Raw genomic sequence first — 21,948 nt, forward strand, 5'->3', positions numbered from 1 at the left:
GCAAAAGTGTGCATGATAGTGTTGACATTTATAAAATGGGTTTTGTATTGCGGCTGCTATTAATTTTTGGCTTGCTTGATTGCCAATTGTAGGGAATGGGTGTTACAGAATTCTTTTATTTTAGTTGCCAATGTTTCACAATCAGTTTTCAAAACCTCGCCAGAAGTAAGGAATACTTGTAAAGTTAGTAAAGAAACATCTGAGTATAGACTTCCAAAAACCTTGGTGTATGCAGGAAATACTTGATCTAAAACGGCCTGAAATTGGAGTTTAGTTTGCACAACTATCCCTGTAATATTATCGTGCTGTCTTGTAATATTACGTAGATTTAATAATTGAATTCCTCGCTTTTTATAAGGCTCTAAATCCTCTTTATAGTATAGCTTGCAGAGATGATTTGAGTCTATGATATCTGTTTTTACTTTACGTAAGCTAGAATTCTTTGTTCTGCTACAGCCTCTAACTCTTTAATAAAATCTAATAAACTAGCTAAACCTTCAAGATTGTGTTGTACTTTAAAACTCTTTTTATATGGTTTCTTTTTATCCAAGTATGCTTGAACCTGACTTTCACCTTTTGCTACATCCAGACCAATGACTGGATTCATTCAAATTCCTCCTCAAAAAATAATTACTGGTACCCCTAATCCTTCCTGTAGTGTCATAGATTCGCTTGTTATACGAGATCTTAGTCCCAACCTGCCTCAAACATGTTTCTACAAGTGGGGGGTGAACTGTTTTTCTGACGGGATCATGGTCCCACGGGCCATACGTTCTACCCCGGCTACAGTAATCATATATCGATATAAAAAATGCTCAACCAGAAATATCTGGCTAACCTTATAATACGAACGGGCCATTTAATGGAATAAGAATCTCAAGCAAAATTGAATATTTGTGTTAATTACGGTCTGAAATTAGTGAAGGTTTGCACTTAAACTATCGGTCAGTTTAGTGAAACAAGACAGATAAAAATAATCTCTCTTTTAGTTCGCATTTGATTTATATTGTGACGTAAGAGGGGAGCTATATGTTTATATTAAAATTTAGTAATCAAGATTGTTGGATTGCTCCTTGGGATGGAGATCCAGGTAGAACACTTGTTAGAGAAAGTGCTAAGGTTTTTAAAACAGAAGAATCTGCAAAGAAATTCGCTGATAAGGTAATAAAATCAAACAGTTTTAGAAAATTTTCTTTAGTTGTTGAACCAAAATAGATGAACATTTCGAAGAAATTATTCACTAAATACGATACGACTGCCCTTATGAGCAATCGCATCGTAATTAATTGATTAAGCTGTAAAGTTTGGAAGAGTATTTCTAAGTGCATCAAATACATTTTGCACTTGAGCAAGTTTCTCTTGATCAGTTAAGTTTGCTAAATTACCTACTGCGCCAACCCTAATGCATAACGGAGCAATATTTAACCTAATCAAGCCTAGCAATACTACTGTAGTCGTACATGGAATGTTTATACAGAGTAAATCACTATTTTCACAAACAGTACCTTCTGGACATGTTGGACATTCTGGTGTTTGTTGTTTCACAACATCTTCTTTTTTGGACAAAGGATGTTTCCTCCTTTCTTTTAAGATATTTTAAAATATGAAAAAAAAATCTTGTTTGAAAGGGACAAGTTCCTAGTTGGTGATTGAGATTGTGATAACAAAATGTGTTATAAATCATAATCATTTTTAATATACGTTTTGAATTAAGAAGGAAGCACTCGGCGGTAGTGCTTCCTAGAGGTGAGATGAGTGGGCGGATACGGATTTTTTAATTGGTCTTAATAGCCTCCGTGAACAAATGCTGTTCCAACAATAATCAATAAAATGAAGAGAACAACAATTAAAGCAAAGCTGGTACCAAATCCGCCACCATAAGATTGATACATAAGTATCACCACCTTTGTTAAAAGATAGTACATTCTATGACAAGACAGACATGTCCGAAATGGACAAGTATCGTAGTCAGAAATATCATTTTTGATGCTACTTACAAGATTCAAACAGTGCAGTAAGGAGGAAAAATATTGAGCTTAGCAATAATGTTAACCGTTATAATTCCAGCGTCAGTTGTTGTCGGTTTATTTATAGATAACATTGCCGATAACCAATATGGTTTTAAAAGACGATGGTTGCAACGATTTAGGATATTTTATGACGCAGTAGTAGATGCTTTATTGTTTTTAAACAGACATCATTAATGAACATTTCGAAGAAAATGTGTTATAGATCATAATCATTTTTAATATACGTTTTGAATTAAATGGAAGCACTCGGCGGTAGTGCTTCCTAGAGGTGAGATGAGTGGGCGGATACGGATTTTTTAATTGGTCTTAATAGCCTCCGTGAACAAATGCTGTTCCAACAATAATCAATAAAATGAAGAGAACAACAATTAAAGCAAAGTTGGTACCAAATCCGCCACCATAAGATTGACACATAAGTATCACCACCTTTGTTAAAAGATAGTACATTCTATGAAAAACCAGTCTTGTTCGAAATGGACAAGTATCGTAGTCAGAAATATCATTTTTGATGCTACTTACAAGATTCATATTATGAACTAAGGAGAAGGATAGAATGATTAAAACAGTAGACGAATTAATCAGAATTAGAAAAGGAAAAGTACAAAGGGAAAGAAGTTGTAGTAGGTGGTCACTTTGTTAGTTTCATCAAAGAAGTTACTCTCGTAGAGGGACATATTCCTAATCGACCTGACCGTGTTTTTATTAAAATACACTAATTCGAGGTTCGAACATAACGTACAGCAGAAGAATTCCCTGCTTATTGAAGTAATGAGGTCTTTAGTTAAAGAGACAGATTTTAAAATATCAATTTCCAAAAGGGGTGATTGACATTTTTTTGTTTAGTATTACGGTTGGATGGCCGGGGTTAATTAGTGCGCAATATCCCTTAAAAGTTAAGTAGATTAAATGCTGAAAAGGCGGCTATTGTACATCAACCTTATTTATGACTTACAGATATGAAGACCTTTTTTATGCTCTCAAGCTGAGTTTCAGTCTTTATCCCCCTCATGAATTGGACAAGTGTGGTTTTTTAAAACAATTAAAGGTTTGTCCATTACCATTTGTTTTATATTTCATACATTATATTAAAGGTAGTTTCATTCAAACCTTTAAACTACTGCAGGAAGGAGGAATGAATATGATGGGAGCTGCGGGAATGGGAACCTCTTTTGCGTTAATTGTTGTGTTGTTCATATTGCTCATTATTGTAGGAACTTCATTCGTTGGAAGCTACTAGACAATATATTGTATTTCTCTTTTTAAGATTTGTTCTTAAATAAAGAGGAAATTATGTAAGATTAGTTAAAAGTTATCGAGGACATGTTGTAGAAGGACAAACGTTTGGTTCTACCCTTTTGTTTAATCGATGAAAAGAAAGGAGGTGTTAAGTATGCATCCTTTAATGAGATATAGAGGAGAACCAGTTGAGGTAAGAACTCGTGATGGTAGAACATATAGAGGAATGATAGACTGGGACCCACCTCCAGGAGGAATTTTTTTACGTTCCGGCTTTGGTAGAAGATTCATTCCGTTTTTTGCAATTGTCTTTGTTTTCTCATTCCGTTTTAGAAGGCGGATATTTTGAGAAAATGCTTATAACCTAAATTCAATGGGGTAGATTTAATCTACCCCATAATGTTTTAGAGTATTCTTTCTATTAATTTTAAACTTACCTTATATATTATGAAAGTGCTCACGGATATACGGCTTAGTATGGATGGATCGCTACAGTATTATTTACATTGCCCCTTTCATGAGTAATGATACAGTCTATTAATCGGTATTTATGGAATCATGATATTTGTATGGAGTATCGTTGTACCAATGCTATAAGATAAAATTGGAAGAAAAATTACAACAATTATTTTTAGTGGATCTGTCCTTTTTTACCAATCGGTGTAATTCTCTTTAACAGAAATTTCGTTCTTTTATTAGTTAGTTTAATTATTTTATCAGCTGGTTTGGGTTACCAAGCAATTGTAATGTTTATATTGCCGGGTGAATCTATTCCAATCGCACTCATGGCAACAGCAACTTTTGTAGTTATACTAATTGGAGTATCTCTCATTTATACATTATGCTAATGACAGAATATGAGGCTGTTGTTAATTAAAAAGATATTAAGAAAAAGCTGTGAGCATCTATTGATTTTGGGAAGAATGTAAATACTAAACCAATGAGTGATAGTTTTGGTAATTTTCGCTTTCGTTTGTATGGATGAACTTTTATACAGATTATTTGTAAGATAACAAAATTATTTAGGAAATGAAAATTAGTAGACCACTCCATGGAGGATTTTTTAAAAAATACTGTTTATGCAACTACACCAATTGCTTCTTACTTAAATGAATTAGGTAATAGGGAGTCAACCACAGAGGTATATTCTTCTAATTCTTTAATTGCTAATCATAACCTTTTCCCTGAAATAGTTCATTAATTCCAAAGTAAAGATCTTAAGAATTATTAAAAAATAATGAATCCAATAATGAGAAATCTATTGGCTAAGAATCTATTTAGTAAAACGAGTAAGGATTTGCCCCATCGCATTATTAATGGTAATAATCAAGACACTTGGTTGCATAAGAATTGAACAATAAGCTTCAGATAATTTTTACGGAAACTTTATTTTATAAACCAGGTAGTTAGAGTATCAGCCAATACTTAGCTACCTGGTTTATTTTTATTTAGCTAATTTTAATAACGAACATTATTCTTAATGTAAAATCCTCCAATAAACAAACTTCCAAATTGTGTATGATTTGTTAATTTTTTTAAATTGAAGAGGGGTTTGTCTATTTAAGTCGAAATATATCATTATTTTCCAATTACAGTGGCATATTGAGAAACTGGCCATTAAAAACTGGAGTAATTGAGTTAGGTGGTGGTGTTGAATATTCCGTTTAAGGGAAAGTTTGATCAATTTATTGATTCATATCTTTAATTTTTGAAAGGGGAGATAAACAAACTATGTTCAAAAAAGTAAACATTATGAATTTTAAGGATAAACTGTTATCGGAAAATTATCGGGATTGGCTAACTAATTTTGTTAATAAAGGAACTACTTATCCTCAAATCATTGAATTAGACCCAACAACCAACTGTATGTTTTCTTGCCCAGAGTGTATTAGTTCAGATGTATTACATGGTGATACTTTTTCAAAAGAGATGCTTTTCAATATGATTACAGAATTTAAACAGATTGGTGTTAAAGGAATAGTATTCATAGGCGGGGGTGAACCATTGCTGCATCCAAATTTCGGGGGGATTTTAAAGTATGTTCATGAATGTAATATCCAAGCTGGTATTACAACAAACGGATTACTAATTGATCAATACTCACAAGAAATTGCTGAATATGCTAGCTGGACAAGGGTTTCAGTGGATGCGTCTAATAAGGATTCCTTTCTAAAAGCTCGCCCAAATAGAGTACCTAATTCGTTTAATAGAATCATTCAAGGCATGGAGAAACTAAGTAAAATTAAAAACGGATTATTGGGCTATTGCTTCTTATTAATGGAAACAAGAGGCTTTGAAAATGCAAGCGAATTGTATGAAGCAGCAAGAATTGCTAAAGAAATTGGCTGTGATTATTTTGAATATAAGCCATTATTGTATTCAAATCATGTTTTGTATAACTTTACTGATGATTTCCATAAACGTGTTCGTGAAGAGGAAGAGAAACTCAAAGAGCTTCAAACCGAAGATTTTAGGATTGTTCATCCAACCTCTCTAAGACAATACGACAAACCAAAAGATTTAAATCAAAAAAAACATTATACAGAATGTCCCGTAGCTAACTTTAGAACTATCGTTAATCCAAGTGGAGTATACCCTTGTCCATATAAACGTGGTCACCATCACCTTAATTATGGAAAAGTTAAAGATAGTTTCCTAGATGTTTGGGATAGTCCAACACGTGTTGAAATTAACGAAAAACTAGACCCAAGTAAACATTGTATGCACTATTGCATCCGGAATGAGGTAAATGAGTTTTTATTAGAAATTCTGAAAAATCCCAAGAGAATCAAAGAAGTTAAACTAGAAAAGATTGACGATATATTTGTCTAAAACTTTATAATTCTCTAACATTATAAAGTTCATTTTATATCCGTGATTTTGCTGAGGAAAAGGGGGAGACTAGGTGGCCCAACCTCGGAAAGAAATACTTTTTTATGGTCGTACTATGATAAATATATTTAATTAAGTGTTCTTTTAACTTATAAATTAAAGAACATATTTAACAGGAGGTATATATGACAACATTTTGGGCTGAATTAATCGGAACAGCAATAATGCTTGCATTAGGATTAGGTGTATGTGCTGGTGTAAACCTAAAGAAAACATTTTCTAACGGTAGTGGCTGGCTTGTTTTTGCGATAGGGTGGGGCTTTGCGGTAGCCGTTGCTGCTTATGCTGTAGTTCAATATAGTGGTGCTCATTTAAATCCAGCTATAACTCTTGCATTTGCTCTAATTGGAAAACTGCCTTGGAGCGAGGTGCCTACTTATATTGCGGGACAAATGATTGGAGGTATGCTCGGAGCTACAATTACATATTTCCATTACTTGCCACACTTCAAGGAAACGGATGACACCGATGCAAAATTAGGAGTATTCGCAACAGGACCCGCTATTCCTCACACATTTGGAAACTTTGTGAGTGAATTCATTGGGACCTTTATCCTTGTAATAGGTGTCTTGTCCATCGGTGCAAATAAGTTTGCAGATGGAGTCAATCCTCTTATTGTAGGGTTCTTGATTATCTGTCTATGCTTAGCTATGGGTCCAACAACTGGGTTGGCCATTAATCCCGCTCGTGACTTGGGACCTAGATTAGTACACGCCCTTCTACCGATACCAGGAAAAGGAGGTTCTAATTGGGGCTATTCTTGGATCCCGATTGTTGCACCAATGTTTGGAGGTGCTCTTGCCGGTGTCATTTATAAAGCTACATTCCTTGGTGAACCAACAACAAGCCTTTGGGTAGTCCTTGGAGTAACAATTGTAATTCTTGCAATCGTAAACTTTGCAAGCAAAAAGGACCAGAAAAGCGTTCCTGTAGATAGGTTAAGTGCTTAATAATACACTATATTATTTGACGACTTTGATAATCTAAATAAATTAAAAATTGGGAAAACCAAAAGCAATCACCCATAGCATTATTTTTGTGTGATTTTTTTTCCATAGCAAAAGTATTTGAAAAACAATTTTTGAAAAGTAGTTTAGATAAATCGATTGAATATTTTGATAACATTTCATTCTCTTGTTTATAAAATTGGTATGATTTAACTTATTGTTAGGAATGATATTTTTTTAAGGTATTAATTTTATATATTTAGAAGGTGGTAAAGTGAAGTATTTTTCATGGGCCATAATAACGATGCTTCTCTTTAGTATAGCTGGTTGTACCAATATAAAAGGCTCTGTACCAGCGGAAGCTGAAGAAAACAATGGAGATCATTTAACAACTGTCAAGGTCATAGCCGAATCACCTGGTGCTGTGCAATTTATGAAAATGAAAGAGAAAGAAATTGCTGAAAAGTTCGGTATCAAACTTGTATATAATTACCCACAAAGACTTACTGAAAACCTAGAGGATTTCCTGTTTGCTACGAAAGAAAAGTATGATATTTATTCAATCTTCCCTGTGAAACTGCCATTATATGTGGAAAGGGATATGCTTCTACCCCTAGAAAACTATATGACAGATGAATTTACAAGCGATTTGATACCATTTTATAAAAAAAATTACATGGAATTTGACGGCCATACATATGGAATGGCCTATGATGGAGATGCACATCTATTATTTTATCGAAAGGATATTTTTGAAAAATACAATGATGAGTATAAGCAAAAATACGGCATTGATTTAACACCGCCAAAAACATGGGAAGAGTATGACCAAATCGCCCATTTTTTAACTCGCGACGAAAACAAGGATGGCAAAATCGACTATTATGGTACAGCACTCTTAAACGGAGGAGGTATGACCTATATTTGGTTTGTCGAACGCTTCTTATCAATGGGTGGGCAATATTTTGATGAAAATATGAATCCTACTATCAATAGTGAAATTGGTGTTAAAGCTTTACAGAGTCTTGTTGACTTACAAAATAGTGATGCTGTACCACCTGGGTCTATGTATGATTGGGTTGATTTAAATAATGCTTTCCTCCAAGGTTATCTTGGAATGACTATTCAGTGGAGTGATACCGCACGTTTTTCCTATGACCCAAATACATGGGATTCTAAAGTCTCAAACTTGGTTGACTGGTCAGTAGTACCTGGTGGAATTTCTGGTGCACCAACTGGAGGAGCTTGGATCGGCAGAGTTTTAGCTATTTCAAAGAATTCGGAGATTAAAGATAAGGCATGGCAAGTGATTGAGTATCTTACATCAAAAGATGTAAGCATAGAATCCATTAATTCCTATAAAACAATTAATGATCCTTATCGTTACAGTCATTTGGAGGTTAATAATAAAGGACCTTTTCCAAGTGTCAAGGTAAGCAACCATTTCTTTTCTACCCTTGAAGAAAGTTTAAAGAATATTAATCCTGAACTAATGATTCCAGGAAGCTGGGATTATATGCAAAGTATCGATCGAAATATCCAACTTGCGCTAATAGGCAAGCTCACTGCAGAGGAAGCGTTAGACCAAACAGCAGCAGAATGGAATGAGATTACTGAAAAATATGGACGTGATTCACAAAAGGAATACTACCAAAAATGGCTGCAGAGTAAAGAAGATGTACTGCATAAAACCTCTATAAAGAAGTAAAGAGGCTGAATCAGCCTCTTTATTTCTGCTTCAATCTAAATACTATGTCTTTCTGTTTTGGATGTATCTCAAATATATCGAGGAAAAAACAAATACTGGTATCCGATTATCAAGCCCACGTAGACTATCGATTGTTCTATGCACATTCTTTACACAAATTTTGAAGTAGACAAATATACAAATTAATTCTCTCGTACTCATAATATACACAAATAAACATTTTATTTTAAAAGCCATATGATTGTAAAACTTAAGGAAATAGTTTCTAAAAATTAGAAAGTAAATAGATTTTAAATTCTTTTTATCCTTCTTATATAAAATATCATTGTAGAATCTCTAATATTTTTATCCTCATTCACTTTCGCTCCATGCAGGAACCTAGTATTTTTGACCCTTTTAGCAAATGGCTATAAATGTCAATACAAACATGGTTCTTACGAAATGGATTGTCAACACTAAACTAGACAGTTTTCTTAAGGTGCGTAAGTTTGTATTCCACTGGACTTAGATAATCTAAAGTACCATGGATGCGTAGGTGGTTAAACCAGTGCACATAGTCTGTAAACTCTCTGTGTAACTCTTCTAAGCTATCAAAATGACGTTTCTTTACGAACTCTGTCTTAATGATTTTGAATGTTGCTTCAGCTACTGCGTTATCATACGGACAGCCTTTCAAACTTAGAGATTGCTTGATTTTAAACGTTTCTAGTGCTTCATCAATGATCTGGTTCTTAAACTCGCTTCCTCTGTCAGTATTTAACATTTGAATCATATGCAAATTCCCTTTAATTGACGATAGAGCACGATAAACTAGTAAAGCATCTTTGTTCTCACCTGTGCTAAATCCAACGATTTCCCGATTATAGAGATCAACAAATACACATATGTAATTCCATTTTTTATGGACTCTTACATAGGTTAGGTCACTGACCACGACGGTCAACTCATCCTTTTGAGTAAATTCACGATTTAACTCATTTGCTTGTTCACTTTCATTTGGTTTATTCTTATGTGGTTTGAATTGAGCCACGGTATAAGCTGAAACAAGCCCTTGTTCGTTCATAATCCTGCCGATACGACGACGGGAAACCAATTTCCCTCGTTTCTTTAGCTCGTGCTTTATCTTTCTTGCACCATAATTTTGGCGGCTTTGATGGAAAATTTCAACGATGTCTGAAGTTATATCATCTTCATTCTTTCGTTCTTTTGCTTCATAATAATACGTACTTCTTGGGAGTTGCAGGACCTTGCACATTGCTGATATCGAGTATTTGTGCTGGTTGTTCTTAATCACATTTACTTTCGTCCTAGTATCAGCGCGGCTTGCTTTAAAATATCATTCTCCATCTCTAATTGCTTATTACGTTTCCTAAGTTCCTGCAGCTCTTTCTGTTCGGGGCTGAGGTTATCCTTTTCTTTGAAGGAACCGGAGGACTTACTTTGATTAATCCACTTATCTAGTGAAGAAGGGGTTAATTCATATTCGCGAATAATGTCTTTGCGAGGCTTTCCATTCTGATATAGCTGCACGATCTGTTCCTTAAATTCTTCGGTAAACGTTCGACGTACTTTTTTTGTCATGTAGATTCTCCTCATAACTGATTAGTATAGTTAATTCTACTTGACCTTAAAATTTCTGTCTAACTAAGTGTAGCCGATCCAAATAGTCGAGGACTATGTAAGCAAAAGGGGCAATGAATCGACAAAGACTCAACATATGAGAATGAGCCTTATTAGACAATTTTCCATATTTATGAATAGTCTTGGTTTTAATTTTTACGTGCACCCTAAAGAATTAATTCCGATTGCTAAAACGTTTACTCCTTATATTTTTACTCATGAAGAAATCGCTAGCATAATTAAAGTTGTAGATAATTTGGAATATACCCCGTCTAGTAAGCATTATCACTAGATTTACCCAATGCTTTTTAGAATGTTGTATGGATGTGGGTTACGGATCATGAAGCATTGTCATTAAAAAAGGTCGACGTTGATCTAGATAATGGGAAATATAACAAAACTCCTGTATATGTAAAATTTAAGCATTTTATGAAACTGGCAGGAATATTTGCAGATAACGAGGTTGGTCCTAGGGTTCATGATATCCGGCATACTTTCGCAGTTCATGCGTTAGGAAAGATGGGTCAGGATGGCCAGGATCTTTATTGTGCTTTACCAATTTTATGTACTTTCTTGGGACTCGAGATATTGAAAGTACAGAAAAATACCTGAGGCTCACGGAAGAAGCTCATGGACAAATTATTGATTCTGTCACACCTCTTTACAGCGGAATTTTTCCGGAGGTGGAAATCAATGAATAGTTCTGATTTTAGAAGATATTTATCTAATTATTTTTTAAAATATATAACACAAAGAACGGGATACAGTGATAACACAATTAAATCATATAGGGATGTTCTTCATATTAAACCGGAAAAATTATGTTTTCCAAAAATAAGCAAGAAGATGGTTGAAGAATTTTTAACTTGGTTGGAAGATACAAGAAATTATTCTATCTCAACTAGAAATCAAAGATTGGCGGCTTTACATGCATTCTTTCGGTATTTACAAATAGAAGCCCCAGAGCATATGGAATTGTGCAATTCTATATTATCAATAAGTTCCAAAAAAACACCTATGGTTGAAATGAACTATTTATCTGTAGCAGCAATTAAAGAACTTTTGACTACTCCAGATATATCAAATAAAGAAGGCCGCAGGGATTTAGCTATTCTTTCTTTACTTTACGATTCCGGAGCAAGAGTCCAAGAAAACTAGCAGATGTATTGGTTCTTGATATAAGAATCAAAGGATCATCAATAATACGTCTAACTGGGAAAGGAAACAAAACAAGTATTATTCCAATAATGCCCCAAACAATAAATATCGTAAAGGCTTATGTAAATGATTATGGTTTATTTAGTGAATCAAAAATCTCAGCACCTTTATTTTTCAACAGAAAGGAAGAAAAATTAACAAGGGCTGGAATCTCATATATATTAAACAAATACATAGTGACAGCCAGAAAAAAACGGCCAGAACTATTTCCCGACAAAGTTTCACCACATATCTTTAGTTTTTTAGGACATTCTTCGGTTACTACGACTGAAATTTATGCAAAATCAAATCCAGAGGTGAAACGTAAAGCTATTGAACCAGCAAGCCATAATGTAATTCCGGATGAAAAGTTTACTAAAAATGAAAAAGATGATTTATTAGTCGGATTAATACCTGCAAAGGCAACGAGTTTCTTAGGGGGTGACCTGTTTTGTGGACGGGATCCTGGTCCCACGGGCCATTTAATGGAATAAGAACCCTAAGCAAAATTGAATATTTGTGTTAATTACGGTGTGAAATTTGTGAAGGTTTGTACTTAAACTATCGGTCAGTTTAGCGGAAAAAGTAGCTGAAATATTATGTTGTCCTTGACCCATGGTGCATCAAATAAAAAAGCTAGGAATCGTTCCTAGCGTCCAACTTCTGAAATATTATTTATTACTCCTTTCTTTTGCAAGCGATTCTCGGTCACTTGCTGTTGGAGGCTGCTCAAACCATCCATTTTTTATCATTATGTTTCCTCCGTCTTCTGCAAATTGTAAAAGCTCTAAAATTAATCGTAAATAATGAGCACCTATATCTCTTCTTGAATTGACACTCATAGCAGAACCATAAAATGCAAGGGTTAATTGTGTAGACATTTGAATTTGGTACATCATATATTTATCTGAAAAGGTCATAGAAGTAGAGTTTGTGATCATCGATTGCCAGGAAATAGGTGAATTTAATCTTTCTTCATCAAGTACTGATTCAAATATTTTTATGTGTTTATTTGCAATTTCAAGTCCCCTCCTGAAATGCTGCTGAACCTCTTTTGATTGGACCACTTGGATAAATCCCACTTTTAAAGCAGCATGTAAATGCATTTTTAGAACATTGAATGTAATATCTCCAATTTCGATAGCATTCAGCGGACGGCGATTTCCTAACCATCCAGTTAAAAAACTTTGGTGCTTTACAAAATCGATTGATTCGGGGGGTGTAATAATAGGAGGTCGAGTAAAAAGTCCTTTTGAAAGCATTAAATCAATAGATTGATCAAAAAGCTCCATTGTTTCGGACATACAGTTTATGTAATACTTCCGTAAGTCAGAACGAACTGAAGTACTAACAGACAAAGCATATCCAGTCATTCCTTGTAAAGTCATGATATAAATATAATTCAGGTAGAAAGGGTCTTGAAAAAGACGCGGTGCGTGAATGTTTACGTCGTCTTTTTCTGTAAACCCACGTGGGATAGGGTAATTTTCATTTACCATGAATACTGTAATTTCTTCGATATGCCTTTTGGATAGTTCAAGGGAGGTTTGATAGATCGATTTGACTTCTTGATCTTCGACATGTTCGAGTACATAACGAAAGAAACAAATGGACATTGTATCAAAAATGTATTGAGTCCAAAGGCTTGCCATTTCCGGAGCAGTTAATCGAATGGGGTTATTTGTCTCCAAGGTTCATCCTCCGTTTTACAATATTATTTCGTGCATTTTTATTGTTTCTCATAGAATAAAAAATATGTAAAAAAGTTAGAAACCCCAACAATCACAAGATTTTACTGTCACTGTTTTGTCCCATTGTCGCAAAACCTTGCATTGTGAAAGTTGCAAGGTTTTTTTATTTTTAAAAAAAATTTAACAAACTTATGAAAACTGACCTCCCTTTTTCTTCATGAAACAATATTTACAATATGAAGGGAAATTTTTTGTGAAGAAAGGGAAGTGGTAAGGATGGCAAAATACAGAATGGTACGTACTGATTTTTGGAAAAATCCGATTGTTTTAGAAGAGATGACCCCGGAGGATAAGTATTTTTACCTTTACCTGCTCACCAATCCGCATACGACTCAAATTGGAATCTATCGAATTACGAAAAAACAAATGGCTTTTGATTTAGGCTATTCAATTGAGAGTGTTCAGTCGTTAATGGAGCGATTTGAGAAGCACCATCGGTTGATTCGTTACAATCCTGAAACTAGGGAACTGGCGATTAAGAACTGGGGGAAAGAGAACCTCCTAAAAGGCGGAAAACCGGTCATGGATTGTATTTTTACCGAATTAAAAGAAGTCGAGGATCGTACGCTTATTCAATATGTTTTGGAATCGATACATAAACAAGAGATTCGCAGTTTATATGAAGCTTTTTATATACAAGAAGATAAGTTTTTCTCTACGGAAGATCAAAATCAGGATGAAAAAGAGCCCAATATAACCGCTTATGAAGAATATGACGATACGTTGCTATGTCGCGATACGATACGTGGGCAAAAAGAAAAACAAAAAGAAAATGAAAAAGAAAAACAACAACAAAAAGAAGCGCTCCGTCCGATGATAGAGAATAATCCAGATGATGTGAGAGAAATCATTGAGTTTTGGGATGATAATGGATTTGGTTTTTCAAACGTACATGCGAAGCAGCAGTTGTTGTCGTGGTTAGATGATTCTAGTTTTTTACAACCGAAGGAAATGATTGTAAAAGCCATGACGATTGCATGTGCGAATAACAAACGAAGGCTGAATTATGTTGTAGGGATTCTGAAAAACTGGGATAGCGAATCTTTACTAACCGTAGAAGAAGTGGATTCGTATGAGGAGATACAAAAGCCTGTACTAAAGAACCGGCAATCAAACGAACCTGGTCCTGCTGGTAGGGCGATTCCAAGAGATTTTGAATTTGACCTAACGGCAGGTGAAAAGAAATGAATATAGCGGAAAAAGCGTTCTTAGGAAGCTTGATAAAGGCGGATTATTTACTCAATGATACTGTGATTCAACCTGAACAGTTGGAAAGTACACCGCATCAAGAATTAATGCGAAGAATGGTGGAGCGTAAGCGGACTGGAAAGACTATTGATTTAATCTCCTTGACCACCTTACCGGACCTAGAATTATTCGGAGGGATGTCCTATCTTTCGGAGCTGCTATCGTATGCAGATCTTGAGAAATTCGATGAAACGGAGAAGCTCATTCTTGAACTGTGGAAGGAACGGGAAAAGCGAAATATTTTAACATGTGCTGCTATGAATGATTGGGAGATTACGAAAGTCATTGCCAAGTTGGATAAAATTAACCAATCGAAAATGGAGGATCACACCTCGATCCATCAAGCGTTGGCGAGGGTTTATGAGGCCCCTTGGGAGGACCAACTTCATGCTAAAGGTGTGACAACTGGAATAGAAAAGCTCGATCTCATGACGGGAGGTTTTCAAGGTGGGGAAGTGACGATTCTAGCAGCAAGGCCTTCGATGGGGAAAACCGATGTGATGCTTCATTTTGCAAAAATATCAGGTTGGGCAGGGTACCTGCCACTCGTCTTTTCCTTAGAAATGCCTGAAAAGCTCATCACCTCTCGATTAATAGCTTCAACAGGGGGATTCAACCGCGCAAAAATGCGGGATCCGAAAAGAATGCTCACCGAAAGTCAAAAGAATAAATGGTCGGATGTCATTGGGAATCTTGATGAAACTCATATGCAAGTCTTTGACGGGGCAGGGCAAACGGTTGCCGAAATGAGAGCGAAAACAAGAAAGCTCATGAACCAATTTCCGCACAGGAAACCAATTCTTTTTATTGATTACTTAACCTTAATCGCATCAAGTCAATTTTATGGAGGGAATTCCCATTCACAGGTAACGGAAATATCGAAATCCCTGAAAATGATGGCAAAAGATTTTGATTGCCCCGTTGTTTGTTTAGCACAGCTCAATCGCTCGGTGGAAACTAGAGCCAATAAACGTCCGATGATGTCAGATATTCGGGAATCCGGCAGTGTTGAACAGGATGCCGATGTCATTTTATTTTTGTATCGTGAAGCCTATTATGACAAGGATTCCGAGAATCATTCCCTTGAAATCATTGTCTCGAAAAACAGGAATGGTCCAGTGGGAACCATCACAGTGAATTACAATGAATATACAGGGGCGATTGAAGACCAAAAAGAACAGAGTTTTTCCGTTGGAAAAAAACCAAAAAACGAGGTGTGATCACATGTTAGTAAAAGAATTGTATCACGATTGTTTAATTCATGAGGAAACCGCTTTGGCCCACTACTTATGTCATTTATTAGCCGAGCAGAAAATTTCATTAGATGATAATATATCAAAAATTGACTTACATCAAGCAGATCATAAGAAAGTAGCGGACATGATTGAAAAGAATGTATTGGGTTTTCGCAAGGTAAGGATCTACTCCATGAAGATGGACCAGAAGGCTTTTGTTTTTATCTATGCCCACAGCCAGGAGGAGGCCATCCAATTCTATATTAAGTCCTTTACTAGCCGCCCATTGAACTGTCATGAATATCCGCTAGAATTTGAGATTGTAAGAGGAAAGGATGCAGTTTCGTTCATGGAAATGAAGAAGGAATGTAAGAGTTTTCCTTCCGTTGCTGGGTGTTATTTGAAGGGGAAGCTCATTGACAAGTACCAGTGAACTTGTCGACCAGAATTATTTCCATTTTAAAAGCATCTATGTACAATATAAATGTTGAGTTTGAAAAATCACAAAAACCTAAAATATTTGATGGAGTAACATATTTTCCCATACGTCAACTATTCGAGGAGATGGGGGCAGCTGTTTCGTGGAATGTTGAAAGGAAAAAACGCTTTATAAAAGTTGAGCGTGATGGTGTAACCATTGTATTTCCTGAAGGAAACCATGCAGCGATTGTAAATGGGAAAGAGACATCCTTTTCCAAACCTTTGAAACTAGTAAATATTCAACGCTAGGAGTTATTCAATGAAAGTATATAGGCTAAAAAGAAAATTTAATGGTTACAAAAAAGGGACAGAGTTTTATATGATTAGTGAATCGGAGTTTATCGGTGTTAAAGAATTCGTGCTGAGAACGAAAGAATTAACGAATACAATCATAATCAATGAAAGCGAACTTCTTAAGAATTTTACTTACATCAAAGAAATCTTTTAAACAGGGGCAGGGTGTTTCATAATTGACAAGTGCCGGCACTTGTCGACTAGTAGGGGAGATTATTTATAAAAGGGAATAAGAATGGATAAATTACTTGTATTTGGTGAACTACATAAATATTTAAACGGATTAGGTCCAATGGCTTGTACAACTGCAGATAAGAGTTTGTCGTTAGGGTATAGACCGCTTTACTTTGGAAGACGATATAGTAATGGGCAATGTTTAGGTGTGAGTTAAGCCTTAACTTGTGGATCTCTTTCCCATGGGTTAAGAAAAAACAATAGATTAATAGACCTGGAGGACTCTATACATCCTTTGACGAAGTTCAAGAGTTTTCCAGCGAAAGCAGTTGTTATTGTAACAAAATCTACACAAGGAATATTTATAAATATAAGGAATGTATTCTATATAGACAAATTTATATGAATCTTAAAGGATAAGTTTGCTGTCCTTGTCTGCTTTTGATTCAGTTTTGGAGATTTACAATAGGCTAAATCTAATCTGAAGGTGAGAGGTAAATAATGAAAGGACAAAAATGTTCAAATTGTGGGTATTATATGTCATTTGGAGAAGCGGCGCTTTACAACATTGGTGCAATTTTTGGAAATAAGAAAAAGGGCGGAGCAACGGCGGCAATAGGAATCAATACAGCATCGAATATTACAAAAGTGCAGTGTCCTAAGTGTGGGGCAGTTGGGCGTTGGATACGTGAAGATGAATAATTTTTTTGATTTAAATATTGTTCTAGAACGATTTATCAGATTCAATGAGCATATATTGAAAACGAAATGATGAATGAAATTTGCTGAGACTCATTATAAACAAGAAAAAGCACCCAATTGGGGGCTTTTTCACTGTACTTGTCTTTTATAATTGACAAGAGCTAGGCAAGGAACAGCAGTTCCAACTTTAGGTGGATTAACATGGTGGAAAAATATTAGACAAAATGAATACTTTATCTTGCAGGAGCATAAACCCTTATAAAAAAGACGCTTAAAAGCGCCTCTAACGTTCATGTTCCTTTAACTTTTCTAATTGTTTTGCCCAAAAACCTGGCTGGACGTATGAAATAATGGAATAATCGATTTCATGACCCTTTTGAGTTGCTAATTGAACAAGAATATTTTCCCCGGTATCTGAAGGCTTTATATCTGCTGTTGTGATAGTAATTACCTGTACACCATTTCTTTTTGGATTGCCAACAACCACAACTTGATTTCCTTTTGTATATACATCAATTACTTCCGTTTGATAAGCAACAATATACAAATCAAGTGCTTTTTTATCCTGGAACATTGGAATGGAAAGACCAAGATTGTGCTCAAAATCATACCAGCCAGATAACCCTATGTCATAGTTAGTAAACAAACGATGAAGGGCATAATGGATCCGAGTTGGTACATGACTCCATCTACCACCACTAATTGTACTGTGCCAATGATTTTCATAAGCTGGTCTTATATATTCTGGCTTATCTACTATTACATCGTAAGGGATTTTTGTTCCATTATGAATGATCTCTGCAGCTGGCTCTACCTTTGATGGGAATGATAGCTTTCCCCACGGTGGGTCTTGAATAGTTACGGGTTTTGGTGGTTCCAGCTTCTTAAGTCGGTGTTTTAGTTGCTCTATCTGTTCTTTTAACTCTGTGTTCTCTTTTTCTAATTTTTTTATAACTTGTGGATCAGTAGCTGCTTCCACATCTAATAATGGAGTAATTAAATAATTTAATAAAAATAAAATTAGGATTTTTACTAAACAATTTTGAGTAATATTCATGTTAGCACCTCAAAAGTATTATGTGATTGTAAGATAAAAAAATTCTTATCCTATCCTTTGTTTTTCTTGATTTAATAGAATGATTCTTAGATGAAAAGGTTGAAAAAAGGAGCGTAAATTATTGATTTGATACAGGATAAATTCAATGGACATCGATATTAAATTATGGAGAATGACAATAATTTGTTGCTTAACGGACTAATGAAATATCTGGATTTTACATGTTGATAATAAATAAAGATATACCGGTCAACCATTAACCAAAGAGTATAGTCTTGTGAAGACATCGAGGTTTTTCTTAATCTACAAAAAGTATGTGAAGTATTACACTTAAAGTAACGAAGCAGGATAGGGAAAGGAAGAATTGGTTGAACGATTTCCAACGTTTATCTAAATTCCTTCGATAATGATGTTAAACGGCGAATCAAGATGCCAATGCCCGAGAGCCAAAAGTTAATTTCATCCTAGACGCTTTCGGTAATACGACAAACATTTATATGTACAAAAAAGGAGACATCCTGAAGGGAATCCCCCTGATTTCGATTAGATTGACTTTGAACGTACGATGAACCCAAGACGTTTTTCCTCTTTGTCAAGATATGGTTAACAATCCTTGCGAACTGTCTACCGTCAATGTTGAGATTAATGTCTAAACCGGTATTTGAACCGAGTTACACCAAAACGTACAAGGTTCGGTTCAAGGTGTGACAGATAGAACGATTGAACTTAATCGAGTTCAAGAGCATGAGATTAAAGGCTTTTTTGCTATTAAGCCTAAGTATTATGTTTTTAATATTATTAAATTTTTTTCATTATTGAACTGCACCGGTTTTACTTGAGTAAAAGTAAAGCCCTTTTTCGAAATCAGCGTACGGGATTGTCTGTTAATTGCTTTTGAGACAGCCCCATAGTTTTTTTGAGAACTCCAGGAGGCTCAGAAATAACGCACATCGGGATCGGCAGTATGTGTTTGCTTTGGGAAAAGGAATTTTTCGATATAAGGTGAAGATATACCTTGATGAAATTTTATGGCCGTTTCGGCAAAAAAGCGTTTTGCTTCTTCCACGGTACGCTTTCCAGTAACAATCTCATTTAACATATTCAATGCTAGAAAATTCGTTTCTTCTTTGTCGCATTTCGCCGAAGCTTCGCCGCTCGTTCGGTCAGGATAAACACTTCCATCAAATTGTGCAACTTTATCAAAAAGTTCAACAGGCACCTTGTAATCAATGGTCTGTTTCAAAAAATCAAGATGGGGAGTAGGGAAGTTGTGCGGTACAGTATCAAGAGAAACGATAGTTCGTTTCCACGGACCATTATGATGCCAAATAAGTCTTCTTGAACTAGTTTCGTTTGGTAGCCCGTATTTATTGACTAGCTTATGAACAACAATTTTTTGAGGTTCGGACCAACTAGCTAAAATTTGGTCGATAGCCGGATGAATCCTGTAATATTGCGGCCAATCTCTATAATTTCCTGTATACATTAGAATTCCCTCCTGTGATGGGTTTATTACACCCTATCATATTCGGTTCAGATACCTAAGGTTACAATGAAAAAGCCCCACGGAAGTTCGAAAGGCGACAAATGAACAATAAAAATCATTAATGATTTTTATTTTGCAATTACTTTATAAACAATACCAGTGATCAATCCGTAGATGATACGGTCAGCATACTCATCATGCTGCCTGAATATTTAAATGAAATGTCATTTCAGAGTGGCCCATCAGCATAGGTATTAGCGTGAAGAAAATATGGCTAGAAGGAAAAAAGGGCGCACTTAACCAAGCTCTTTAAAGATCTTAAAAAAAGAACTTTGGTTAGGCCACAGAAATATCAGTGTCTTTAATTAAGCCAAGGGAAATTAGAAGTTTTGCGGCTTGTTTTATAGCTTTTTGCTTTTGCTTGTCAACTATTTCTTGTGGCATATCAATTTTATACAAATCGCTTGGATTCCATACTTCGCCAGTAACAAACATATTGTAAATGGCAGTGAGTATCATCCTTGCAATCGCGATAATGGCTCTTTTCTTTCCTCTCCTTTTATAAATGCGTTCGTACTTGATTTTGTAGTAAGGAGACTTATCCGATTTCACGGCTGCATGGGCAACTTGTACCAATGCAGGTTTAAGGTAGACACCGGCACGTGTAATACGGACAGATTTCTTCTTACCGGCAGATTCATTATTGCCAGGAGTTAATCCTGCCCAACAACATAAACGCTTAGAGTGAGAAAATTGAGACATATCTATACCAATCTCGGAGAGAATGGTGATGGCTGATGTTCTGTTAACTCCCGGAACGGTACAGAGAAGATTAATAGCACCTTCATAAGGTTTGACCAACTCATCAAGTTTTTCATCTAGTTGGGCAATGGCATTCGTTACGTAGTCAAGGTGGGAACGAACCATTGTCATACGCTCTTTTTGTGACTGAGTTATTTGATATCCTTCAATAGATTCAATCACGAAATCTGTTTTTTTCTTCAATTTTCCTTGGAGTAAGGAAGAACAGTATTCCGGATCAAAGGTATCAGTGGAAATCAGATAGTCCGTGACGGAAGTGGCAGATTTGCCAAACATGTCCGATACGACAGCGTCAAGGGCTACATTACAGACGGTGAAAGCATTTTGAAAACGGTTCTATTCGCTGCTTCTAGTAGAAACCAGCTTATAACGGTAACGAGTGTATTCACGGAGAATACGGATCGGTTTATCAGGTATATAACTTCCTGGGACTAAACCAAGACGGAAAAGGTCGCCAATCCATTTAGAATCTTTTTTGTCATCCTTATTTCCTTTTATAGCCTTTACCCATTTGGGGTTGGCAATAGTGATATGGATGGCATCCTCCAAAAGGTTATAGACGGGAACCCAATACTTTCCGGTGGATTCCATACACACGTCAAAGCAATTGTTGTCAATGAGCCATTGCTTGAATTGAAGAATAGAGTTGTTAAAAGTGGAGAATCTTTTTTTGGAATAGTGGGGAGTAATCCCCTGTGAAGTAATGAGTGTGGCAACGAGAAAAGTCTTATGCACATCAACGCCACAACAAGTGGGATAAACAACTTTCATGGCACAATCCTCCTTTCAAAAGTGAGGAGAAAGACATTGACTGAACCATCACACATTTAACGAAGCGTTAATAACAATGATTAGCGTGCGGTCTAATAGAACCACTTATTTGTGCTTGAAAGATGATTCCTACACTGGTTAAAATACTGTTTTAAACTGAGAAGTAATCTACGACTCACCTTACCGTGCTTTGTAGTGTATCTTCTCCTTAATTTAATCATAACAAAAAGTGGTGTTTCCGAACATCATTTTCATTACTATTTGTGCCGCAAGCGATAACGGCGGAATGGAGGTTAAA

Annotated in this window: 25 protein-coding genes and 1 pseudogene; 16 read left to right on the forward strand and 10 right to left on the reverse strand. The window is 35.6% G+C overall.

Annotated elements, in window-relative coordinates:
* Positions 1 to 6: 6 nt before the first annotated feature.
* Positions 7 to 607, reverse strand: a pseudogene (locus tag ACNQFZ_RS20065) (IS110 family transposase); the annotation flags it as partial.
* Between the two features lie 422 nt (positions 608 to 1,029).
* On the opposite strand from ACNQFZ_RS20065, the gene ACNQFZ_RS20070 reads away from it, so the two are divergent.
* Entirely contained in the window at positions 1,030 to 1,215 is a 186-nt protein-coding gene (locus ACNQFZ_RS20070; RefSeq protein WP_458413062.1) for a hypothetical protein, read from the forward strand.
* Between the two features lie 75 nt (positions 1,216 to 1,290).
* Here ACNQFZ_RS20070 and ACNQFZ_RS20075 read toward each other — a convergent pair whose 3' ends face one another.
* Both ACNQFZ_RS20075 and ACNQFZ_RS20080 read right to left on the reverse strand, forming a co-directional pair.
* Positions 1,291 to 1,566, reverse strand: a complete 276-nt coding sequence (locus ACNQFZ_RS20075; protein ID WP_458413063.1) for a hypothetical protein — start codon at positions 1,564 to 1,566, stop codon at positions 1,291 to 1,293.
* Between the two features lie 218 nt (positions 1,567 to 1,784).
* Positions 1,785 to 1,892: a YjcZ family sporulation protein gene (locus tag ACNQFZ_RS20080; RefSeq protein WP_458413064.1), complete on the reverse strand. Its 108-nt coding sequence runs from the start codon at positions 1,890 to 1,892 to the stop codon at positions 1,785 to 1,787.
* A 138-nt stretch (positions 1,893 to 2,030) separates the two neighbouring features.
* On the opposite strand from ACNQFZ_RS20080, the gene ACNQFZ_RS20085 reads away from it, so the two are divergent.
* Complete coding sequence (locus ACNQFZ_RS20085; RefSeq protein ID WP_458413065.1) at positions 2,031 to 2,204, forward strand: hypothetical protein; 174 nt, start codon at positions 2,031 to 2,033, stop codon at positions 2,202 to 2,204.
* Between the two features lie 132 nt (positions 2,205 to 2,336).
* On the opposite strand, the gene ACNQFZ_RS20090 is transcribed toward ACNQFZ_RS20085, so the two are convergent.
* Entirely contained in the window at positions 2,337 to 2,444 is a 108-nt protein-coding gene (locus ACNQFZ_RS20090) for a YjcZ family sporulation protein (RefSeq protein WP_458413066.1), read from the reverse strand.
* A gap of 742 nt (positions 2,445 to 3,186) precedes the next feature.
* Between ACNQFZ_RS20090 and ACNQFZ_RS20095 the strand changes: the two genes are divergently transcribed.
* From ACNQFZ_RS20095 to ACNQFZ_RS20115, 5 genes are all read left to right on the forward strand, one after another.
* Entirely contained in the window at positions 3,187 to 3,267 is an 81-nt protein-coding gene (locus tag ACNQFZ_RS20095; RefSeq protein ID WP_162137827.1) for a YjcZ family sporulation protein, read from the forward strand.
* A gap of 153 nt (positions 3,268 to 3,420) precedes the next feature.
* Positions 3,421 to 3,615 carry a hypothetical protein gene (locus ACNQFZ_RS20100; protein WP_458413067.1) on the forward strand — a complete coding sequence of 65 codons (195 nt, stop codon included), beginning with the start codon at positions 3,421 to 3,423 and terminating at the stop codon, positions 3,613 to 3,615.
* Between the two features lie 1,382 nt (positions 3,616 to 4,997).
* On the forward strand, positions 4,998 to 6,098 hold the full coding sequence (locus tag ACNQFZ_RS20105; protein WP_458413068.1) for a radical SAM/SPASM domain-containing protein: 1,101 nt from the start codon (positions 4,998 to 5,000) through the stop codon (positions 6,096 to 6,098).
* 185 nt (positions 6,099 to 6,283) lie between these two features.
* Positions 6,284 to 7,108 carry an MIP/aquaporin family protein gene (locus tag ACNQFZ_RS20110; RefSeq protein WP_458413069.1) on the forward strand — a complete coding sequence of 275 codons (825 nt, stop codon included), beginning with the start codon at positions 6,284 to 6,286 and terminating at the stop codon, positions 7,106 to 7,108.
* 271 nt (positions 7,109 to 7,379) lie between these two features.
* Positions 7,380 to 8,813 carry an ABC transporter substrate-binding protein gene (locus ACNQFZ_RS20115; protein ID WP_458413070.1) on the forward strand — a complete coding sequence of 478 codons (1,434 nt, stop codon included), beginning with the start codon at positions 7,380 to 7,382 and terminating at the stop codon, positions 8,811 to 8,813.
* Positions 8,814 to 9,273: 460 nt separating this feature from the next.
* Here the strand turns inward: ACNQFZ_RS20115 and ACNQFZ_RS20120 are convergent.
* Positions 9,274 to 10,394 (reverse strand): IS3 family transposase gene (locus ACNQFZ_RS20120; RefSeq protein WP_458413071.1). Its coding sequence is split into 2 segments (ribosomal slippage): positions 9,274 to 10,145 and positions 10,145 to 10,394, totalling 1,122 coding nucleotides; the frame shifts between segments, so codons are not numbered across the junction.
* A gap of 363 nt (positions 10,395 to 10,757) precedes the next feature.
* Between ACNQFZ_RS20120 and ACNQFZ_RS20125 the strand changes: the two genes are divergently transcribed.
* The 3 genes from ACNQFZ_RS20125 to ACNQFZ_RS20135 all read left to right on the forward strand — a co-directional run bounded on the left by ACNQFZ_RS20125 (position 10,758) and on the right by ACNQFZ_RS20135 (position 12,124).
* Entirely contained in the window at positions 10,758 to 11,045 is a 288-nt protein-coding gene (locus ACNQFZ_RS20125; RefSeq protein ID WP_458413072.1) for a hypothetical protein, read from the forward strand.
* Between the two features lie 81 nt (positions 11,046 to 11,126).
* Positions 11,127 to 11,591: a tyrosine-type recombinase/integrase gene (locus ACNQFZ_RS20130; RefSeq protein WP_458413073.1), complete on the forward strand. Its 465-nt coding sequence runs from the start codon at positions 11,127 to 11,129 to the stop codon at positions 11,589 to 11,591.
* 8 nt (positions 11,592 to 11,599) lie between these two features.
* Positions 11,600 to 12,124, forward strand: a complete 525-nt coding sequence (locus ACNQFZ_RS20135; RefSeq protein WP_458413074.1) for a hypothetical protein — start codon at positions 11,600 to 11,602, stop codon at positions 12,122 to 12,124.
* Between the two features lie 177 nt (positions 12,125 to 12,301).
* Here the strand turns inward: ACNQFZ_RS20135 and ACNQFZ_RS20140 are convergent, their stop codons facing one another.
* Positions 12,302 to 13,321 (reverse strand): DUF3231 family protein, encoded by a 1,020-nt coding sequence (locus ACNQFZ_RS20140; RefSeq protein ID WP_458413075.1) that lies wholly within the window; start codon positions 13,319 to 13,321, stop codon positions 12,302 to 12,304.
* 276 nt (positions 13,322 to 13,597) lie between these two features.
* Here ACNQFZ_RS20140 and ACNQFZ_RS20145 point away from each other — a divergent pair, with 276 nt between their 5' ends.
* The 6 genes from ACNQFZ_RS20145 to ACNQFZ_RS20170 all read left to right on the forward strand — a co-directional run bounded on the left by ACNQFZ_RS20145 (position 13,598) and on the right by ACNQFZ_RS20170 (position 17,514).
* A complete protein-coding gene (locus tag ACNQFZ_RS20145; protein ID WP_458413076.1) occupies positions 13,598 to 14,569 on the forward strand; it encodes a DnaD domain-containing protein in 972 nt (323 codons plus the stop codon).
* Positions 14,566 to 15,849 carry a replicative DNA helicase gene (locus tag ACNQFZ_RS20150; protein WP_458413077.1) on the forward strand — a complete coding sequence of 428 codons (1,284 nt, stop codon included), beginning with the start codon at positions 14,566 to 14,568 and terminating at the stop codon, positions 15,847 to 15,849. The genes ACNQFZ_RS20145 and ACNQFZ_RS20150 overlap by 4 nt, the downstream gene beginning before the upstream one ends.
* A gap of 4 nt (positions 15,850 to 15,853) precedes the next feature.
* Positions 15,854 to 16,297: a hypothetical protein gene (locus tag ACNQFZ_RS20155; protein WP_458413078.1), complete on the forward strand. Its 444-nt coding sequence runs from the start codon at positions 15,854 to 15,856 to the stop codon at positions 16,295 to 16,297.
* Between the two features lie 2 nt (positions 16,298 to 16,299).
* A complete protein-coding gene (locus ACNQFZ_RS20160) occupies positions 16,300 to 16,593 on the forward strand; it encodes a stalk domain-containing protein (RefSeq protein ID WP_458413079.1) in 294 nt (97 codons plus the stop codon).
* A gap of 10 nt (positions 16,594 to 16,603) precedes the next feature.
* Positions 16,604 to 16,792, forward strand: a complete 189-nt coding sequence (locus ACNQFZ_RS20165) for a hypothetical protein (protein ID WP_458413080.1) — start codon at positions 16,604 to 16,606, stop codon at positions 16,790 to 16,792.
* A gap of 521 nt (positions 16,793 to 17,313) precedes the next feature.
* Positions 17,314 to 17,514: a hypothetical protein gene (locus tag ACNQFZ_RS20170; RefSeq protein WP_458413081.1), complete on the forward strand. Its 201-nt coding sequence runs from the start codon at positions 17,314 to 17,316 to the stop codon at positions 17,512 to 17,514.
* 283 nt (positions 17,515 to 17,797) lie between these two features.
* Here ACNQFZ_RS20170 and ACNQFZ_RS20175 read toward each other — a convergent pair whose 3' ends face one another.
* The 4 genes from ACNQFZ_RS20175 to ACNQFZ_RS20190 all read right to left on the reverse strand — a co-directional run bounded on the left by ACNQFZ_RS20175 (position 17,798) and on the right by ACNQFZ_RS20190 (position 21,650).
* Positions 17,798 to 18,571 carry a hypothetical protein gene (locus tag ACNQFZ_RS20175; RefSeq protein WP_458413082.1) on the reverse strand — a complete coding sequence of 258 codons (774 nt, stop codon included), beginning with the start codon at positions 18,569 to 18,571 and terminating at the stop codon, positions 17,798 to 17,800.
* A gap of 934 nt (positions 18,572 to 19,505) precedes the next feature.
* Positions 19,506 to 20,057: a hypothetical protein gene (locus ACNQFZ_RS20180; RefSeq protein ID WP_458413083.1), complete on the reverse strand. Its 552-nt coding sequence runs from the start codon at positions 20,055 to 20,057 to the stop codon at positions 19,506 to 19,508.
* Positions 20,058 to 20,393: 336 nt separating this feature from the next.
* Entirely contained in the window at positions 20,394 to 21,155 is a 762-nt protein-coding gene (locus ACNQFZ_RS20185) for a transposase (RefSeq protein WP_458413084.1), read from the reverse strand.
* A gap of 60 nt (positions 21,156 to 21,215) precedes the next feature.
* Positions 21,216 to 21,650: an IS110 family transposase gene (locus ACNQFZ_RS20190; protein WP_458413085.1), complete on the reverse strand. Its 435-nt coding sequence runs from the start codon at positions 21,648 to 21,650 to the stop codon at positions 21,216 to 21,218.
* Positions 21,651 to 21,948 lie beyond the last annotated feature (298 nt).

The sequence above is a fragment of the Schinkia acidoalkalinis genome, from assembly GCF_054301215.1.

Bases quoted from the DNA above. Each gene is read 5' to 3' on its own strand.
- ACNQFZ_RS20180 (WP_458413083.1), bottom strand. From the start codon at position 20,057: ATGTATACAGGAAATTATAGAGATTGGCCGCAATATTACAGGATTCAT.
- ACNQFZ_RS20125 (WP_458413072.1), top strand. From the start codon at position 10,758: ATGTGGGTTACGGATCATGAAGCATTGTCATTAAAAAAGGTCGACGTT.
- ACNQFZ_RS20190 (WP_458413085.1), bottom strand. From the start codon at position 21,650: ATGAAAGTTGTTTATCCCACTTGTTGTGGCGTTGATGTGCATAAGACT.
- ACNQFZ_RS20090 (WP_458413066.1), bottom strand. From the start codon at position 2,444: ATGTGTCAATCTTATGGTGGCGGATTTGGTACCAACTTTGCTTTAATT.
- ACNQFZ_RS20110 (WP_458413069.1), top strand. From the start codon at position 6,284: ATGACAACATTTTGGGCTGAATTAATCGGAACAGCAATAATGCTTGCA.
- ACNQFZ_RS20185 (WP_458413084.1), bottom strand. From the start codon at position 21,155: ATGTTTGGCAAATCTGCCACTTCCGTCACGGACTATCTGATTTCCACT.
- ACNQFZ_RS20150 (WP_458413077.1), top strand. From the start codon at position 14,566: ATGAATATAGCGGAAAAAGCGTTCTTAGGAAGCTTGATAAAGGCGGAT.
- ACNQFZ_RS20100 (WP_458413067.1), top strand. From the start codon at position 3,421: ATGCATCCTTTAATGAGATATAGAGGAGAACCAGTTGAGGTAAGAACT.
- ACNQFZ_RS20145 (WP_458413076.1), top strand. From the start codon at position 13,598: ATGGCAAAATACAGAATGGTACGTACTGATTTTTGGAAAAATCCGATT.
- ACNQFZ_RS20130 (WP_458413073.1), top strand. From the start codon at position 11,127: ATGAATAGTTCTGATTTTAGAAGATATTTATCTAATTATTTTTTAAAA.
- ACNQFZ_RS20095 (WP_162137827.1), top strand. From the start codon at position 3,187: ATGGGAACCTCTTTTGCGTTAATTGTTGTGTTGTTCATATTGCTCATT.
- ACNQFZ_RS20170 (WP_458413081.1), top strand. From the start codon at position 17,314: ATGAAAGGACAAAAATGTTCAAATTGTGGGTATTATATGTCATTTGGA.
- ACNQFZ_RS20105 (WP_458413068.1), top strand. From the start codon at position 4,998: ATGTTCAAAAAAGTAAACATTATGAATTTTAAGGATAAACTGTTATCG.
- ACNQFZ_RS20070 (WP_458413062.1), top strand. From the start codon at position 1,030: ATGTTTATATTAAAATTTAGTAATCAAGATTGTTGGATTGCTCCTTGG.
- ACNQFZ_RS20165 (WP_458413080.1), top strand. From the start codon at position 16,604: ATGAAAGTATATAGGCTAAAAAGAAAATTTAATGGTTACAAAAAAGGG.
- ACNQFZ_RS20080 (WP_458413064.1), bottom strand. From the start codon at position 1,892: ATGTATCAATCTTATGGTGGCGGATTTGGTACCAGCTTTGCTTTAATT.
- ACNQFZ_RS20155 (WP_458413078.1), top strand. From the start codon at position 15,854: ATGTTAGTAAAAGAATTGTATCACGATTGTTTAATTCATGAGGAAACC.
- ACNQFZ_RS20175 (WP_458413082.1), bottom strand. From the start codon at position 18,571: ATGAATATTACTCAAAATTGTTTAGTAAAAATCCTAATTTTATTTTTA.